At 62.2% G+C, this 16,667-nt stretch carries 16 protein-coding genes and 1 tRNA gene; 14 read left to right on the forward strand and 3 right to left on the reverse strand.

Going from position 1 to position 16,667, the window contains the following annotated elements:
• Nucleotides 1–19 precede the first annotated feature (19 nt).
• From mepA to IQ26_RS29940, 9 genes are all read left to right on the forward strand, one after another.
• A complete protein-coding gene (mepA, locus tag IQ26_RS29900; protein WP_145721944.1) occupies nt 20–1,120 on the forward strand; it encodes a penicillin-insensitive murein endopeptidase in 1,101 nt (366 codons plus the stop codon).
• Between the two features lie 206 nt (nt 1,121–1,326).
• Nucleotides 1,327–2,346, forward strand: a complete 1,020-nt coding sequence (locus IQ26_RS29905) for a glucokinase (protein WP_145721931.1) — start codon at nt 1,327–1,329, stop codon at nt 2,344–2,346.
• A gap of 113 nt (nt 2,347–2,459) precedes the next feature.
• Nucleotides 2,460–4,313, forward strand: coding sequence for an ABC transporter ATP-binding protein (locus IQ26_RS29910; RefSeq protein WP_145721932.1), 1,854 nt, complete (start codon nt 2,460–2,462; stop codon nt 4,311–4,313).
• Nucleotides 4,310–5,152 carry a 4-hydroxy-tetrahydrodipicolinate reductase gene (gene dapB, locus IQ26_RS29915; RefSeq protein WP_145721933.1) on the forward strand — a complete coding sequence of 281 codons (843 nt, stop codon included), beginning with the start codon at nt 4,310–4,312 and terminating at the stop codon, nt 5,150–5,152. Before IQ26_RS29910 ends, dapB begins: the two co-directional genes overlap by 4 nt.
• Nucleotides 5,153–5,184: 32 nt before the next feature.
• The gene (locus tag IQ26_RS29920) at nt 5,185–5,805 is read left to right on the forward strand and encodes a 2,3-bisphosphoglycerate-dependent phosphoglycerate mutase (RefSeq protein WP_145721934.1); all 621 of its coding nucleotides are present in this window, start codon (nt 5,185–5,187) and stop codon (nt 5,803–5,805) included.
• Between the two features lie 171 nt (nt 5,806–5,976).
• Nucleotides 5,977–6,061, forward strand: a tRNA-Leu gene (locus tag IQ26_RS29925).
• 362 nt (nt 6,062–6,423) lie between these two features.
• Nucleotides 6,424–7,395, forward strand: a complete 972-nt coding sequence (locus tag IQ26_RS29930; protein ID WP_145721945.1) for an ABC transporter substrate-binding protein — start codon at nt 6,424–6,426, stop codon at nt 7,393–7,395.
• A gap of 11 nt (nt 7,396–7,406) precedes the next feature.
• On the forward strand, nt 7,407–8,084 hold the full coding sequence (locus IQ26_RS29935; protein ID WP_208760243.1) for a L,D-transpeptidase: 678 nt from the start codon (nt 7,407–7,409) through the stop codon (nt 8,082–8,084).
• Between the two features lie 137 nt (nt 8,085–8,221).
• The gene (locus tag IQ26_RS29940; protein ID WP_322791126.1) at nt 8,222–8,440 is read left to right on the forward strand and encodes a hypothetical protein; all 219 of its coding nucleotides are present in this window, start codon (nt 8,222–8,224) and stop codon (nt 8,438–8,440) included.
• A gap of 203 nt (nt 8,441–8,643) precedes the next feature.
• On the opposite strand, the gene IQ26_RS29945 is transcribed toward IQ26_RS29940, so the two are convergent.
• Genes IQ26_RS29945 through IQ26_RS29955 form a run of 3 tightly spaced genes read right to left on the reverse strand, consistent with a single transcriptional unit; the run spans nt 8,644 to nt 12,937 of the window.
• Nucleotides 8,644–9,858 (reverse strand): efflux RND transporter periplasmic adaptor subunit, encoded by a 1,215-nt coding sequence (locus IQ26_RS29945; RefSeq protein WP_145721937.1) that lies wholly within the window; start codon nt 9,856–9,858, stop codon nt 8,644–8,646.
• Between the two features lie 3 nt (nt 9,859–9,861).
• On the reverse strand, nt 9,862–12,225 hold the full coding sequence (locus IQ26_RS29950) for an ABC transporter permease (protein WP_145721938.1): 2,364 nt from the start codon (nt 12,223–12,225) through the stop codon (nt 9,862–9,864).
• Between the two features lie 4 nt (nt 12,226–12,229).
• Complete coding sequence (locus tag IQ26_RS29955; protein WP_145721939.1) at nt 12,230–12,937, reverse strand: ABC transporter ATP-binding protein; 708 nt, start codon at nt 12,935–12,937, stop codon at nt 12,230–12,232.
• Between the two features lie 143 nt (nt 12,938–13,080).
• Here IQ26_RS29955 and IQ26_RS29960 point away from each other — a divergent pair, with 143 nt between their 5' ends.
• The 5 genes from IQ26_RS29960 to IQ26_RS29980 all read left to right on the forward strand — a co-directional run.
• A complete protein-coding gene (locus IQ26_RS29960; protein WP_145721940.1) occupies nt 13,081–13,299 on the forward strand; it encodes a hypothetical protein in 219 nt (72 codons plus the stop codon).
• Complete coding sequence (locus IQ26_RS29965; protein WP_145721941.1) at nt 13,296–13,940, forward strand: CBS domain-containing protein; 645 nt, start codon at nt 13,296–13,298, stop codon at nt 13,938–13,940. The genes IQ26_RS29960 and IQ26_RS29965 overlap by 4 nt, the downstream gene beginning before the upstream one ends.
• 72 nt (nt 13,941–14,012) lie before the next feature.
• On the forward strand, nt 14,013–15,317 hold the full coding sequence (locus IQ26_RS29970) for a glucoamylase family protein (RefSeq protein ID WP_240547299.1): 1,305 nt from the start codon (nt 14,013–14,015) through the stop codon (nt 15,315–15,317).
• A gap of 465 nt (nt 15,318–15,782) precedes the next feature.
• A complete protein-coding gene (locus tag IQ26_RS29975) occupies nt 15,783–16,286 on the forward strand; it encodes a hypothetical protein (RefSeq protein WP_240547300.1) in 504 nt (167 codons plus the stop codon).
• A gap of 73 nt (nt 16,287–16,359) precedes the next feature.
• The coding region (locus tag IQ26_RS29980) for a transposase (protein ID WP_145721948.1) at nt 16,360–16,667 on the forward strand (308 nt) is incomplete at its 3' end.

The raw sequence follows: 16,667 nt of genomic DNA on the forward strand, positions 1-16,667 counted from the left end.
GCGCTTTAAATTTCTATTTATGCATGTCGTTGTCCCAAAACCGCTGCGCACTTTTGGGCGACATCCATTAGCAGCGCTCGTCCTCACCCTGGCGGGGCTTGCGGCGCAACCTACAGCGGCCGAGGAACTGGCGAAAAACCTGTTCGGCGCCAAAACGCTGCCGGCCGTGGCCGCGCCGCAATCCATCGGCTTTTATTCCAAGGGCTGCTTTGCGGGTGGCGTCGCCATTCCCCTAGACGGCCCCAAATGGGAGGTGATGCGGCCTTCGCGCAATCGCCGCTGGGGCCATCCGACGATGATCGCGCTGATCGAGAAACTGTCGCGCGACGCGGCGGCCGACGGCTGGCCCGGCCTGCTGGTTGGCGACATTTCGCAGCCGCGCGGCGGGCCGATGCTGACCGGCCACGCCTCGCATCAGATCGGCCTCGACGCCGACATCTGGCTGACGCCGATGCCCGACCGCAAGCTTTCGATCAACCAGCGCGAAAACATGAGCGCCACCCTGCTTGTCGACGAAAAGACCCATTTGGTGAAGGATGCGATCTGGGTACCGGCACATATGCGGCTCCTGAGGCGGGCGGCAAGCTATCCCGAAGTCGAGCGTATCCTGGTCAATCCCGGCATCAAGAAGAAGCTCTGCGATACGGTGAAAGGCGACCGCGCATGGCTGCGCAAGGTCAGGCCGTTCTGGGGCCACGACTATCACTTCCACATCCGCATCGGCTGTCAGCCCGGCTCGCCCAACTGCAAGCGACAGGACGCCACGGCGCCCGGCGAGGGCTGCGACAAATCGCTGGACTGGTGGTTCACCGAGGAACCATGGCGCCCCAACAAGAACCCGGACAGGCCGAAAGCGCGCGACGTGATGACGATGGCGAGCCTGCCCGCCGAATGCCAGGCGGTGCTCGACGGGCCAGATCCGGCTTCGGCTGAGGTGGTCACCTATTATGGCGACGGCGTGGCGGTCGCGGCCGCCACCACTGCACCCGTTCTCGCGGCGGCTCCGCCGCCGGCGCGCGCATCCGTAAGCGGCACGGGGGCGCTTCCGGCCTCGGTCAACGCCTTCGCGGCAACGCCCGAGATCGGCATTCCGCTGCCACGACCACGACCTGGGAACTGACGCTTTGCTCGGGGGCGTTTGCGCTGCCCCTCACCCTGCAGGCCGGAATCTGATCGTCCTGCCGGGCTGGTTTGGCCAATCTGATCTCATCTTGCTCTTGATCCGTGGACCGCCTCATTTTGAAAACCGATTTCCCTTTTCCAGGTCATGCGCTAGTCAACGAAAAGAACGGCGAAACGCCACTGGGAACCGGAACGGATGAGAGCATGCCAAGCGTAAGCGATACTGTGTTGCGGTTTCCGATCCTGATCGGCGACATTGGCGGCACCAATGCGCGCTTCTCGGTCGTGCTCGACGCGAACTCGGAACCAACCGAGCCCCAGATCGTCCAGACAGCCAATTTCAACACCATCGACGAGGCGATCCAGGCGGCGGTGCTCGACCGCTCATCGGTCCGGCCCAACTCTGCCGTGCTGGCGGTGGCCGGCCCGGTCGACAGCGACGAGATCCCGCTCACCAATTGCCCTTGGATCGTCAAGCCAAGAAAGATGTTTGCCAGCCTCGGCCTCGGCGATGTCGTGGTGCTCAATGATTTCGAGGCCCAGGCGCTGGCCGTCGTGGCGCTCGGCGAAGAGCATATGGAAAAGATCGGCGGCGATGCGCCGGAGCCCAATGCGGGACGGGTGGTGCTCGGTCCCGGAACCGGGCTTGGCGTCGCCGGCCTGGTCTACGCGCTGAACCACTGGATACCGGTACCCGGCGAGGGTGGCCACATGGACATCGGGCCGCGTACGCCGCGCGACTTCGAGGTGTTTCCGCATATCGAGACGATCGAGGGCCGCATTTCCGGCGAACAGATCCTGTCCGGACGCGGCCTTGTCAATGCCTACCGTGCGGTTGCCAAGGCGGACGGCAAGCCGGCGCCTTTCACCAAGCCGGCCGAGATCACCGCCGCGGCACTGGCGAAGTCAGATCCGGTGGCCGAGGAAGCGCTGTCGATGTTCGTCACCTGCCTCGGGCGCACCGCCGGCGACCTTGCATTGGTGTTCATGAGCCGCGGTGGCGTCTTCCTGACCGGCGGCATCGCCCAGAAAATCCTGCCGGCGCTGAAAGCGGGCAATTTCCGCGCCGCGTTCGAGGACAAGGCGCCGCACAGCGAGCTGATGCGCACCATGCCCGTCTATGTGATCACCCATCCGCTGGCGGCGCTGTCCGGCCTTGCGGCCTATGCCAGAAACCCTTCGCTGTTCGGCGTCCAGACGGCGGGGCGGCGCTGGCGGGCCTGATCCCATGAAGTTTTGCCGGCCTCGGCCATAGGCAAACCGCCACCGGAGCGCTAAGAGGATTGCCGAGTTAGCCCGGCCGCGAGGCCGAACCGACATCACGGAACGATCCCGACTTGAACCAGTCGCCCAACCAGCAAGCGAAAGCCCGGCCCGGCGAGATCGTGGCGGTGATCCGCCGCATCCTCGCCGAGAACGGCCGCGAATACCGCTGGTATTATGTTCTGGCGGTTCTGTGCCTGGTGACGGTCGCGGCCACGACCGCCTTCACCGCCTGGATCATGAAGGATGTCGTCGACCAGATCTTCTACGAGCAGCGCGGCGATCTCATTGCGCTGATCTGTGTATCGATCCTGGGCGCCTTCATGCTGCGCGGGCTGGCCAGCTACGGTCAGGCGGTGACGCTGGCCAGGATCGGCAACAATCTGGTGGCGCGTTACCAGCGCCGCATCTTCGCTCATCTGATGAAGCTCGGTGTCGGTTTCTTCAACGACACGCGCTCGGGGCGGCTGGCTGCTCAGATCAACGAGAACGTCAACGGCATCCGCGACCTGCTCTCGATGACGCTGACATCCGTGGCACGCGACGCCGTATCGCTGCTCGCGCTGATCGGCGTCATGGTCTGGCAAGATCCGGTGCTTTCCTTGATGTCGCTGCTGATCGGGCCGCCGCTGATCTACACGGTCGTCTATCTGAGCCGCAGAATAAGGCGCGCCACACGCGAAGCGGTGCAGATCAACTCGCGGCTGATCGGCGCCATGCAGGAAGCCACCCAAGGCATCGCCATCGTCAAGGCTTTTACGCTTGAGGACGAGCTGTCGCGCCGCATCAGCGATCTTGTCGTCAGCGCCGAGCGGCGGGCAAACCGCATCGCCCGCGTGTCGGAACGTTTGACGCCGATCTCCGAAATTCTGGCCGGCTTCGCCGTCGCCGGCGTCATCGCCTATTCCGGCTACCGGGCAACCGTCGGCGGCCAGCCGCCTGGCGCCGTCTTTGCGTTTATCACCGCGCTACTGCTCGCCTACGATCCGGCCCGCCGGCTGGCGCGCATGCAGGTCGGCATGGAACGCGCGCTGGTCAACGCACGCATGATCTACGAACTGCTCGACCTCGAGCCGCAGCAAGGCGACGCGCCCGGAGCGGCCGAAGCGAAGATCACCAGGGGCGAGGTGCGCTTCAACAATGTGTCGTTCGGCTATGTCGCCGACGCGCCGGTCCTGCAGGATCTTAGCTTCGTTGCCGCCGCCGGCAAGATGACGGCCATCGTCGGCGCCTCCGGCGCCGGAAAGTCGACGCTAGTGGCGCTGCTGCAGCGTTTCCACGATGTCGAGGCGGGCAGCATCGAGGTCGACGGTCAGGACATTTCGAACGTCACCAAGCGGTCGCTGCGTAGCTCCATCGCCTATGTCTCGCAGCAGCCCTATCTGTTCGAAGGCACCATTCGCGACAACATCCGCTACGGGCGGCTGAGCGCCAGCGACACCGAGATCGAACTGGCCGCGCAACAGGCCGAGGCCGACAGTTTCATCCGCCAGCAGCCGCAAGGCTATGACACCCCTGTTGGTGAAGGCGGCGTAACGCTGTCGGGTGGCCAGCGCCAGCGCGTGTCGATCGCCCGCGCCATCGTTCGGCAGGCGCCGATCTTGCTGCTCGACGAGGCGACCTCGGCGCTCGACAACGAGGCGGAAGCGCGTGTCCAGCAAACACTGACCCATGTGATGGAAGGGCGCACGACCATCGTCATCGCGCACCGGCTGTCGACCGTGGTCAACGCCGACCACATCGTCGTGCTGGAACAGGGCCGGCTGGTCGAACAAGGCACGCATGCCTCGCTGATGGCCGACCCGCATAGCGTCTATGCCCGTTTCCATCGGGTGCAGGGCAACAAGGGGCTGGGACTTGTCGCCGACGGCAAGCCAATCCAAACTCCGGTGCGGCGCGCAAAAAAGGCGATCGGGAGAACTTTATGAACGGTACGGCCACAAACGACCCCCCCGTCAATGAAATGGGCCTGGTGGTGGTGGGTGCGGCAGGCCGCATGGGCCAGGCGCTGATCCGCGCCGTCCACACGATACCGGGCGCACGCGTCGCCGGCGCCGTCGAGCGCGCCGGTTCGCCCCATCTCGGCAAGGACGCCGGCGAGCTTGCCGGCATCGGCAATATCGACGTGGCGATCGGCGACGACCCGCTGCCGGCGTTCGCCAAGGCCGACGGCGTGCTCGATTTCACGAGCCCGGCGGCAAGTGTCGAATTCGCCGGCTATGCCGCGCAGGCGCGTATCGCCCATGTCATCGGCACCACTGGCTGCTCGACGGACGACAATGCCAAGATCCAGGCTGCGGCGCGCCACGCGACGATCGTCAAATCGGGCAATATGAGCCTCGGCGTCAATCTGCTGGCGGTTCTGGTGGAGCAGGCGGCGCGCGCGCTCGACGCCGACGATTTCGACATCGAGATCCTGGAAATGCATCACCGGCACAAGGTCGACGCACCCTCGGGTACGGCGCTGCTGCTCGGCGAAGCCGCGGCCGTCGGACGCGGCATCGATCTTGACGGGAACAGCGTTCGGGTGCGCGACGGCCACACCGGCGTGCGAAGAACCGGCTCGATCGGTTTCGCCACGCTGCGCGGCGGCTCGGTGGTCGGCGACCACTCCGTGGTGCTTGCCGGCATCGGCGAGCGCATCACGCTCGCCCACCATGCCGAGGACCGGGCGATCTTCGCCCGCGGCGCGGTCAAGGCCGCACTTTGGGCGCGCGGCAGGAAGCCGGGGCTGTATTCGATGCGGGACGTGCTCGGATTGAACTGAGGCGATCCTATCCACAAGCTGAAGGAGCAAAAATGTCGGGAACTCTCGTGCTCGTGCGCCATGGCCAGAGCGAATGGAACCTGAAGAACCTTTTCACCGGCTGGCGCGATGTCGACCTGACCGAGCTAGGCCACGCCGAGGCCAAGGAGGCGGGCGCGAAGCTGAAGGCGCGCGGCATGAAATTCGACATCGCCTTCACTTCGTCGCTGATCAGGGCGCAAAAGACCTGCCAGCACATTCTCGACGCAGTCGGCCAGAGCGATCTCGAGACCATTCGCGACCAGGCGCTGAACGAGCGTGACTATGGCGATCTCTCCGGTCTTAACAAGGATGACGCGCGCAAGAAATGGGGCGAGGAGCAGGTGCATATCTGGCGCCGGTCCTACGACGTGCCTCCGCCCGGCGGCGAAAGTCTGAAAGACACCGGCGCGCGCGTCTGGCCCTACTACATGCACGACATGCAGCCGCATGTGCTGCGCGGCGGCACCGTGCTGGTGGCGGCGCACGGCAACTCGTTGCGCGCACTGATCATGGCGCTGGACGGCAAGTCGGGCGAGGAGATCGTCAGACTGGAGCTCGGCACCGGCGTGCCGGTCATCTACAAGCTCAACGCCGATTCGACCGTGGCATCCAAGGAAGTGCTGGAGGGCTGAGCCGGCGAGCGGGATGTGTTTCTGATTGAGCATGATCTTTTCCGAACCGCAGGTCAGCGAAAGCAAAATCCGGTTCCCACTTTTCGCTGACGAGGACCTTCGGTTCGGGATCATGCTCTCAAAAAAAGCGCGTTGACACTCACCCTTTGCCCGCCTAAAGAGCCCGCACCAGCCCAGATGGCGGAATTGGTAGACGCGCACGGTTCAGGTCCGTGTTCCGCAAGGAGTGGAGGTTCGAGTCCTCTTCTGGGCACCAAATCCCTTTGTAAGTTCTTGATTTCCCGGAAACCTAAGGTTTCCGGGAAATCGGCTGTACATGGCCTTGCGAATGACCTCCCTACAAAGGCGTTCTAATGCGGCCCCCCACAGTTCGTAGGGCGTGTGCCCGCGGACATTTTGAGAGTTGGGCGCGGCGACCGCGTTGTGAGCATCTTCCCAGACGGAGTGTCATCGGGTAGCGTGCAGGGGCGGCACGTGACGGCGCTTTCTTTGGCCGATGCACTGCCGCACCTTCAGCAGTTGCCGTCAGAAGATGGCGCTGGTGTCACAACCCGGTGCTTGCCGCGACAAGTTGTTCCCGTCCCGGTTCATTTCAGCACCGAAGCGAGGGGGAAGAAAATGCACAACCGATTTCAGCAGTGTCTGCGGAAAATGTCGCTGGCGGCATTGACGATGCTGGCGGTAAGCATCCCGGTCCACGCGGCTGATCTCGTCATTGCAATGCCGAACTGGCCGTCGGGCCAGGCCACGGCAAACATTCTCAAGGTCAGCCTGAAGGAACAGTTCGGGCTCGATGCCGATGTGCGCGAGATGGGGACGCTTATTGCCTTTGCCGGCCTCGATTCGGGCGAGGTGGATATTCATCCCGAAATCTGGCTGCCCAACCTGGACAATCTGGTGAAGAAGTATGTCGACGGTGCCGGCACGGTAGCCATCAGTCCCATCGGTGTGCCGGCATGGCAAGGCATATGCGCTACCCGCGAAACTGCCGACAAATTTGGGATTCGTGACATTTCGGACCTCACCGACCCGCGCAAAACTGCCGCGTTGGACACTGACCGGGACGGGCGTGGGGAACTTTGGATTGGTGCTGAGGGTTGGTCCTCAACAGCTGTCGAGCGTGTCCGCGCCAACAGCTATGGCTATGCCAAGTCAATGACATTGCTGGAGACGCCGGAGGATGTCGGAATGGCGGCTGTCGATGCCGCGGTCGCCACGGATCATCCGATGGTGTTTGCCTGCTACGCACCGCATCACGTGTTTGAACTGCACGACATTGTTCGGCTTACCGAGCCGCCTTTTGACCCGGCAAAATGGAAGATCGTGCTGCCTTCCGAGGACCCGCTCTGGGTCTCGAAGTCCAGCGCGCCAGTGTCATGGGATACCGCACATTTCCATGTCGCCTACGCCACCTCACTGCGCAAAAAATATCCGAAGGTGGTCGAATTCCTGGAACAGGTCGACCTCAAGCCTGAGGACGCCACGAAGATGAGTTATGCGCTCCAGGTGGAGCGTCAGGATCCTTACGAGTATGCCAAACAATGGGTCGCCGCGCAGGGCGCTCGGGTGCACGGGTGGGCAAATCCATGACCGGAAAGCTGATGATCGCGGGACGCACCACTCTCCAGCGGCGCTCCCTTACGGCAATTGTCGCGGTAGCGCTCGGTCTTGTCGCGGTGGCGGCGCTGGCTGCGGGAACACAGGTTTTCGATCCGAAAACCCGCAAATGGGTGGACTACGACCGTACCAAGGCGCGCAAATACTATGCCGCGCATAATGAAGTGCCCGAAGCATTTCGCCCGCAGATGGTCAAGTTCCGCACTGCGGAAGTGCCCGGTACGATCATCATCGATGGCAACCAGCATTTTCTCTACCTTGTGCAGCCGGGTCAGCAGGCCATGCGCTACGGTATCGGCGTGGGTCGGGAAGGGTTTGGATGGGCCGGCATCGTGCGCGTCGGCCGCATGGCGGAATGGCCGACCTGGACGCCTCCGGCCGAAATGGTCGCTCGTGATCCGAACGCGGTCAAACATGCGGGAGGCATGCCGGGAGGGCCTGACAATCCGCTCGGCGCCAGGGCGCTCTATCTGTATGAGCGCGACCAAGACACGATCTACCGGATACACGGCACGCCGGAGCCCTGGACGATCGGGCTCGACGTGTCATCAGGGTGTATCCGGATGAGGAACGACGACATCACCGATCTCGCATCCCGCGTCAAGGTTGGGGCCAAGGTCATCGTTCTCATGCAGGGGGCGGCACTTTACAAGGGTGTGTGAGAGCTGCATTCGGAGAGGGACAAGCAATGTCGGCAAAACGTGCAGTGAGAACTTCGATCCGGGCAACAGCAATTGGATTCTTGGTGGGGGTCCTGAGCGCTTGCGTCAGCGCGCCGCCGCCTCCTCCTCAGGACCAGATGTCCAGGACCCAGGTCGAGACGGCCCCGGCGGACCTTCAGCTTCTTTGCGCCGACGCGGCCGCCAAGGCGAGCGGCGCCGACAGCACAAAGATCCTACCGGTTTCATCGAGCAAGCTCGATCCCAAAACCTATCAGGTCGAGCTCGATGCCGGTGGCAAGAAGACAAGCTGCCTTGTGGATACCGAAGGCAATGTCAGATCCGTTGAGCCCGTCTGATCCACTCTGGTCGAGGAATCTTGCGACGATCTGACGATTGCCGCGAATCTGGCTTCGGACGTGACGATGTTGGTCGCGCGCAGCCATGATGAAAGGTTCAGAAACCCCAAGAAAAGCCCCGGCCGACCGCACCTTGCCTCAACCCAGTCTTCTGGGCATGGTTCAACAGCCTCAAGGAAGGCCCGGATCGCCGGGCTTTTTTGTTATCGTACATCGCGCTGGGCTACGGTCACGCCGTCCGTGACCCTGTCACTCGGGTGCAGCACCACGCGATCGCCTGTGGCAAGGCCTGACAGAACCTCCGCCGTCCGGTTGTTCCGCTGACCGACCTTTACGATCGTTGTGACCGCACGCCCATCCTTGACCGCGAAGACAGCCCAGTCCTCCCCCTTTCGAAACAGGGCCGCCACCGGCATCGTCAGCACGTCTTCCGCATTCCAGATCGTGACATGCACGATCGCACGATAATCGTGACCGAGCGACGGCCATGCTTCGGGAGGATTGACGAAATCGATGATCGTGCGGACCCTTTGTTCCTCGATACCGAGTGCGGAGACCTTGACGAACCCCGCCGGGTCCACCCGTGTCACTTGGCCACGGATGGGTGATCCGCCCCAGCCGTCGATCCGGACAGGTGCGCCGGGCTTGATCCGGACAGCGTCGGTCGACAGAAGGTCGGCGACGATCTCGAGGTCGCGCGGGTCGCCGATCTCGATCAACGGGGCACCTGCTTGCACCACTCCTTCGCTCTCCTGAATGATCTTCAGGATGCTGCCGTTCATTGGGGCGCGTAGCTGGATGCAGCAGGCGGGATTCGATTGCGGGATGGCGCCCGACGGTTCGCTGAGTCGGGCCGCAACGCTTGAGCGCTCGTTGCGCCGTACCTCGACCTGCGCCTTGGCGCTTGCCAACGCAGCTTCATTGGTTTCGACGTCGAATCTCGCCTTGTCCAAAACTTTGACCGAGATCGCCTCGGTGCGGGCGAGGGCCTCCGCCCGCTGAAGCTCCGTGCGCGAAAATTTGAGCGCCGCCTCGATCCGGCGAACTTCGGCTTCCGAAAGCGTCATTGCCGCTTCGGTTGCCGCCAGCGCCGCCTGCAGCTCTTCGTGCGTGCGGGCATCGTGGAAGCTCGGTACGGTCGGCTGCATCACCGCCACCGTCTCGTCCACGGTAACCTGATCCCCGACATGGCGAGGCGGGGAAATTCGCAGGACTTTTCCAGCGATCGGCGCGAACACCGTATAAACGTGGCGGACGCGCGTCTTGGCCTCGTCGTCGATCGTGACCTCCATGGGACCTTCCGTCACCGTCGCCAGATCCACGGCGATCGGCCGTGGCCATGCGAACCAGGCCGCAGCGGCCGCCAAAACACCCAAGGCCATAGCCCCCACGGTTCGCTTCATCCATATCGTGCGCATGGTTCAATCTCGCGTCTTGAGAACCGTGACAAGGTCGAGCTGGTTGATCCGCCGGCGTACGACGAGCGCGGAGAACAGTGCCGCGGCAATCACCATTGCGCTGGCAAGTACATAGGTGGAATGATCCACGATCAAACGAGTCCGCATCAACTCGCCGGCCATTTTTGTTTGCAATGTCCAGGCGAGGCCGTAGCCGATGGCCCATCCCGGCGGCTGCGCCAGCAACGTCAACACGGCCAGCTCGAGGAGCAGAATTCGCAACACTTCTCCCCGGGTGAAGCCGAGGACACGCAGGCTGGCCAACTCGCGCGCGCGTTCGGAAAGCGAGATTCTTGCGCTGTTGTAGACGACACCGAAGGCGATAACGGCCGCGAGCCCAGTGTAAATGTTTGCCATCGTGGTCACCAACACCGCCAATGCATCACGGAAGTTCGCAAGCGATACGCGTTGCAGGGCCACGCCACTGACCGTCGGCATGCTCTTAATAGCGTCGTAAAATCGGTCACGCTCGTTCGCATCGAGGCTTACGCTCACGCTGTTGACGGCCGGCGCTTCCCGCATCAAGCGGGCCAGGGCATCGAAATGCATCATTCCCTGAATGCCAAAATAATCCTCGACCAACGCGGTCACGGGAAGAGAGACGGTCCGTCGCTGCCCTTCCAGCAAATCGATTTCGACGAAATCGCCGACCTGTGTCCCGAGAATCTGCGCGAGCCAGCTTGAAATCGCCAAGCCAGTCTCGGGAAGCACGACGGGATGCAGGTCAGTGTCGATGATCCTGTTGAGGTCGGCATCGCACGGTCTTCCGCTGATCATGATCCGACGCTCGATTTTTCCATTCCGTATGCGGACGGGAACCTCCCGAAAGGGCTCCGCCGCAAGAATACCGGGCAGCCGCGCAATTTGATTGACGGCGTTCAGCGGGCGCCGTTCGACAAAGCTGACAGTGGCATCCTGGCGGTCGGACATGAAATAAGTCACATCGATCAACGCCTCCATCGTGCCGTTGAGGAAAAGCGAGGCGATCAGGATTCCCGTCGCCAGCGACATGCCCGCTATCGTAAACATAGCCCTGATCGGATGGCCGCTGATGTTGCGCACCATCATCACAGCCGGTTGTGAAAGGACATTACGGATAGCAAAGGACGCGGGCAGGAGACGGCGGAAGCGAGGCGGGGCGGGCGGCTGCATCGCAACTGCGGGCGGCAACCTCACGATATCGCGCAACGCACGCACCGCGCCGACGATCGCAGCACCAAGGCTCAGCGCCGCAGCCGCGACGTAGACATCCGGGCTCTGGACAAAAACGAGGAATGGGAACCGATAAAAGTCGCCATACAACTCTGTTACGAAAGTGCCCAGCCACGTTCCAGCCGCACTGCCGATGACGACGCCGATCATGACAATCACGATGATGAATTTGATGTAATGCCAGGCGATGGCGGCGTTCCGATAGCCAAGCGCCTTCAGCAGACCGATCTGTTCGCGTTCGAGCGCGACGATCCGGCTAAGCGTCACGTTGATCAGGAATGCTGCCACCAAAAGAAAGATCGGCGGCAGCGTGCGGCTCATATTCCTGAGCATGTCGAGCCCGTGGTCCAGAAAGGCGTGTGAGGTCTGATCCTTCCGGCCATATGCTGCCTGTCCGCCGTAGCGGTCGAGCAACGCGTCGAGGCGCGTGATGACCTCGCCTTCCGAGGCATCCCGCATTAGCTTGAGAGTGACCGAGGAAAATGCGCCGTCCAGGTCGTAGACGGCGGCGAGAGCCTTTTCAGACATCCAGACGATGGCAAAGCGACGCTCGTCCGGCATGCGGTCGCCCGGCCCTATGGCATAGATGAATTCCGGCGATAGCGCGATCCCCACGACGACGAGGTCGCGCTTGCGGCCGTTGAGAATGGCAGCGAAGTGGGATCCCAACGTGAATGCATGTGTCTTGGCAAAGCCCTCGGTGACGACAACCTCATCGCCTCGCCCAGGCTCGGGCATCCGGCCTAACCGTATGTACAGCCGATTAAGCGAGGGCTGACCGTCCTCAGGCAACGAAATGAATTGTCCCGTTGCAGGCTCGCGAAACTGAGGAATATCGAGCAGGGCCAATTTGGCAATGCGCCCTTGCACGGCAGTAATCCCGGGGATTTCCGCAATTTGAGTGAGCAGTGTCTTCGGCGCACGCCTGACCAACGCAAAGACATCGGCGAATTGGTGCCTCTCGTAATAGGCAATTCGGGTTTCCTCCAGAGACCGCAAGGAGCCGACAGCAAGAACCACCGTGGACACTCCGCCGGCAATGACGAGAGCGATCGCAAGCGCTTGGGCCCACAGCCGCACAAGATCACGAAAGAGCTTGATATCCAGGGTGCGCATCGGATCACCAGACGAGCTCGGCGGCAGCCCGGCGCGCCTCGTTCTTGTGAATTCTCGAGATTTGACCGTCGGCGAAGAACAGCACGCGGTCGGCGACGTCCTGGATGCTGGCGTTATGCGTGATGATAAGTGTGGTGGTGCCAAGCTGCGCGTTGATGCCGAGCAGTGCCTCGATCACCCGAATGCCTGTCTTGGAATCGAGAGCGCCGGTCGGCTCGTCGCAGAGCAACACATCGGGACGCTTGGCGATGGCGCGGGCAATGGCCACGCGCTGCTGCTCGCCGCCGGAGAGCTGAGCCGGGAAGTGGTGCATCCTCGGCTCAAGTCCAACCAGCGCCAGCGCCTCGTCCGGGCGCATCGGGTGATCGGAGATCTCCGTAACCAGTGTAACGTTTTCATAGGCGGTCAGGCTGGGGATCAGATTGTAGAACTGGAACACGAAGCCGACATGCTGTCGTCGATAGGCGGTCAACCCCCGATCGTCGAGGTTGGTCAGCTCCTGATCCCTGAAGAACAGCTGACCGCTCGTGGCATGGTCGAGTCCGCCCATGATGTTGAGCAGCGTCGACTTGCCGCTGCCCGACGGGCCGAGCAGAACAACCATTTCTCCAGCGAATATTTTCAGGTCTAGCGCGCGCAGGGCAAGCACCTGCGTCTCACCCGAGGTGTAAGTTTTGGTCAGCGCTCTGGCGCTAAAGACGGGGTCCGCCATGACCTTTGGAGATCGCATATTCGAGCATTTGTCGCGCCGGCTCCAGGATAGATCCACGAAGGATCTGGGCTGGGAAAATGCGTCTTGGCCAGCTCAACCCTCGTATCTCTGCGCCACAGTCTTCCCTGTAGATGAGAGCCACATTGACGCAAATCAAAACCAGGAGTCTGAAGGCCATCACTCGTGCCGGAACCACGACAGACAAGTACTGGGAGCGGGCGATCAAGTCGCCCCGGGTCGGCTGGTTCGGAGCCGTTATTGATTTGCCTCAAAGGGACCGGGCGCGTCTGCGCTACGATATCATCAATTGGCGTCCGGGCGCCTGCTCACTTGAACTGAGCTTATGGGATGAAGGCAGATGAAAGCGAAGGATGTAATGACTGCAAAGGTTGTTACGGTGTCGCCTGACCACAGCGTAAGACACGCGGCACGGATCATGCTGGACCATCGCATCAGCGGCATGCCGGTCGTCGACGACGGCGGCCGCGTGGTTGGAATTGTGAGCGAAGGTGACTTCCTGCGCAGGTCGGAACTCGGTGCCCCAGCGTTGTCGCCTGGTGAGGCGCGTGGCTATGTGAAGGGCCACGGCTGGAATGTGGCGGATTTGATGACTTCCGACGTCGTCGTAGCCGACGAGGAAACTCCGATCGAGCGAATTGCCGTGCTGATGCAGGAGCACGGCATCAAGCGCATACCGGTCTTGAGGGGACAGCGCCTGGTCGGCGTCGTCAGCCGTACCGATCTTTTGCGCGTCGTCGTTGCGGCAAAGTTCGACGACGATACGGCAGCAGGTGACGATGCGATCCGGCGCAGCATTCTTACACGGCTGCGAGAGGAGGCAGGCGTCAAAGGCGACGCGTTAACTCTTACGGTCAGCGATGGTATGGTGCATATTTCGGGCACAGTCGGATCGCAGAGTGAACGGGATGCCGTGCGCGTGGTTGCCGAAGGCGTCAGAGGCGTTAAAGGTGTGTACGACCACCTCTACCTGACCCATCCGTGAACAGCGGTGCGAGTGTATACAGAGATGCGATCGCATCCTTCCAAAACCCATCGCCTCGTGAACACCTCTGCCATGGAAGACGATCTGGCGGTGCTGCAGCGGGAGACGTTCGACTACTTCATCCTTGAAGCGAACCCTGCCAACGGTCTCGTCCTGGACAAGACAGAGGCGAATTCGCCCGCGAGCATCGCGGCCACCGGCCTTGCGCTGGCTTGCTATCCAGTGGGAGTCGAGCGCGGATTCATGACGCGAGCCGCGGCTGCGGAACGCACGTTGGCAACGCTGCGCTTCTTCTGGAACAGCCCGCAGGGCCCGGAGCCGGATGCCACGGGATATCGCGGCTTCTACTATCACTTCCTGGACATGCAGACCGGCCGGCGAGCCTGGCAATGCGAGCTGTCCACGATCGACAGCACGTTCCTGCTGGCGGGCGCGCTGGCTGCAGGGCAGTACTTCGATGCCGATACCGAGGGCGAAGCCGAGATCCGCAGCTTGGCGGAGGCGCTCTACCACCAGGTCGATTGGCGTTGGGCACAGGACCGGGGAGAAACCGTCACCCATGGCTGGACACCCGAGCATGGATTCCTGGAGTATCGCTGGGAAGGCTATGACGAAGCGCTCCTGCTCTACGTCCTGGGGCTCGGATCGCCGACACACCCCTTGCCCCGGAGCAGCTACACGGCCTGGTCCGCGACCTTCCGATGGGAGCACTGTTACGGCTACGACTACCTTTATGCGGGACCGCTGTTCATCCACCAGCTCTCGCACGTATGGATCGACTTCCGCGGCCTGCAGGACGCGTTCATGCGCGGCAAGGGAAGCGACTATTTCGAGAACAGCCGGCGAGCCACCCTTGTCCAGCAACGTTACGCCATCGAGAACCCGCGCGGGTTTGAGGGTTATGGCGAACACTGCTGGGGCATAACCGCAAGCGATGGTCCCGGCCCTTCCACGCTCAAGTTGAAAGGCATCGAACGCCGGTTCCTCGCCTATGCGGCGCGTGGCGTTCCGTACGGTCCCGACGATGGCACGCTCGCGCCGTGGGCGGTCGCCGCATCCTTGCCGTTCGCTCCGGAAATCGTCCGGCCGACGATCAGCTTCTGCATTCACCAGGCCAAGCTCAAGGCCGCCAAGGCCTATGGTTTCAAGGCGGCCTTCAATCCCACCCATCCGGGAGCGCCCGACGCCGCCGTTGATTGGTGGGTTTCGCCCTGGCACTTCGGCCTGGACGAAGGCCCCATCGTCCTGATGATCGAGAACGATCGCAGCGGCCTCCTGTGGCGGCTGATGCGCTCGTGCCGGTACATCCGCAGCGGCCTGCAACGGGCGGGATTTGAAGGCGGCTGGCTGAGAAAATTCGATCGGCCAGCTGCTTGATCGGCTTACGGGGCGTCTGTGCTGCAAAGCCAATCATCTGTTGGCTCGTGAATTCAGGATGAGGTCGAAGCCACCCCGAAAAACCACCGTCCCTGCGGCCATTCCCGCCGACGCCTGGCATTTCTTGATCAAGGTCAAAGCGCCCACTGCCAGGATCCGGTGGTATCGATCCAGATAACCTTAACTGGGATGTCATGGCTATTATGCCAGCAAGAGCGTGTGCAGTTGCGGCGCAGCCGAATGGGGCAGCGGCAGGGCACATGTTTCTCGCGGTAATACTCGTGGTGAGCCTGCTGGCGTCGGTGGTTCATGCCAGGGCCGAAGGGCCGGTCGTCATCGCCAATCACCTCGTCGCGGCTGGTGGCGGCTTCGCCAGTCTTTCGTCGGCAGTCTGGTACGGGTCAACAAGCGGCGTATGTCAGAGCCACAGCCTTCCAACAGTCCCATGCAGGGGCGGCGGCGGCGGTGGGTGGAAAAGTCTGCAACACGCTCGCGGGATTGGTCACGACTGCCCAACTGCCCGCGCGAGTTACGGCCGTTCACTGTTTGCCCTTTGTGGTTACCCTGGTTTCGGCCAAAGAAGATGAAAACTATAAGGTCGCGCAGGGGTTAGGCGTGTATCTGGGAGTCTTGCCGGCGGCAATTGCACGCGGTCATCTTGAGAGTCACCCGGAGGCTACCATGCATGGCGGCGCCCCGCGCGGTGCGCATGAATATCACATCATCATTGCGGTCTTCGAGGCCGCGACGGGCGCGCGCATCGAGAACGCCAAAGTGACTGCAACCGTGTCGGGATTGGGACATGTTGGGCAAAACAGCCTGAAACTTGAGCCGATGGCAATCGCCGGGACGGTGACCTATGGCGGCTTCGTCACGCTGCCCGGCAGTGACCGCTATGATATCCTGGTGGACATCATTGGCCCCGGACGCCCCGCGCCTGCGCGAGTCAGGTTCACGTACCAACACTAGGTTGAGAACTCATACAATTGACTGCTTTTCATTGATATTCTTCGCCCTCAATGAGTCGCTGGAGGCCGAAGTGATGTCGAAGAGCTTATTTTGGTTGTCGGATGAGGCGTGGAGTGCGATGGAACCGCATCGTCCTCGCGGCAAAGCGGGGAAACCTCGGGTTGATGATCGCAGGGTGATTTCGGGCATCCTGCATGTTCTCAAGACCGGCTGCCGCTGGCGCGACGTGCCTGCAGCCTATGGTCCGCCAACCACAATCTACAATCGCTACAACAGGTGGTCGCAGCGCCGCATCTGGCAGCGTATCTTCGAGAAGATGGCGGCTGCCGGGCCCGTTCCGGATGAGCTTTCCATCGATAGCAGCCACGTCAAGGCGCATCG

The sequence above is a fragment of the Mesorhizobium tianshanense genome, assembly GCF_007830515.1.
Classification (GTDB): Bacteria; Pseudomonadota; Alphaproteobacteria; order Rhizobiales; family Rhizobiaceae; genus Mesorhizobium; species Mesorhizobium tianshanense.

Coding starts and splice junctions, on each gene's coding strand:
- IQ26_RS29940 (WP_322791126.1), top strand. CDS start 8,222: ATGTCCAGGACCCAGGTCGAGACGGCCCCGGCGGACCTTCAGCTTCTT.
- mepA (WP_145721944.1), top strand. CDS start 20: ATGCATGTCGTTGTCCCAAAACCGCTGCGCACTTTTGGGCGACATCCA.
- IQ26_RS29930 (WP_145721945.1), top strand. CDS start 6,424: ATGCACAACCGATTTCAGCAGTGTCTGCGGAAAATGTCGCTGGCGGCA.
- IQ26_RS29950 (WP_145721938.1), bottom strand. CDS start 12,225: ATGCGCACCCTGGATATCAAGCTCTTTCGTGATCTTGTGCGGCTGTGG.
- IQ26_RS29965 (WP_145721941.1), top strand. CDS start 13,296: ATGAAAGCGAAGGATGTAATGACTGCAAAGGTTGTTACGGTGTCGCCT.
- IQ26_RS29970 (WP_240547299.1), top strand. CDS start 14,013: ATGGAAGACGATCTGGCGGTGCTGCAGCGGGAGACGTTCGACTACTTC.
- IQ26_RS29920 (WP_145721934.1), top strand. CDS start 5,185: ATGTCGGGAACTCTCGTGCTCGTGCGCCATGGCCAGAGCGAATGGAAC.
- dapB (WP_145721933.1), top strand. CDS start 4,310: ATGAACGGTACGGCCACAAACGACCCCCCCGTCAATGAAATGGGCCTG.
- IQ26_RS29945 (WP_145721937.1), bottom strand. CDS start 9,858: ATGCGCACGATATGGATGAAGCGAACCGTGGGGGCTATGGCCTTGGGT.
- IQ26_RS29955 (WP_145721939.1), bottom strand. CDS start 12,937: ATGGCGGACCCCGTCTTTAGCGCCAGAGCGCTGACCAAAACTTACACC.
- IQ26_RS29905 (WP_145721931.1), top strand. CDS start 1,327: ATGCCAAGCGTAAGCGATACTGTGTTGCGGTTTCCGATCCTGATCGGC.
- IQ26_RS29935 (WP_208760243.1), top strand. CDS start 7,407: ATGATCGCGGGACGCACCACTCTCCAGCGGCGCTCCCTTACGGCAATT.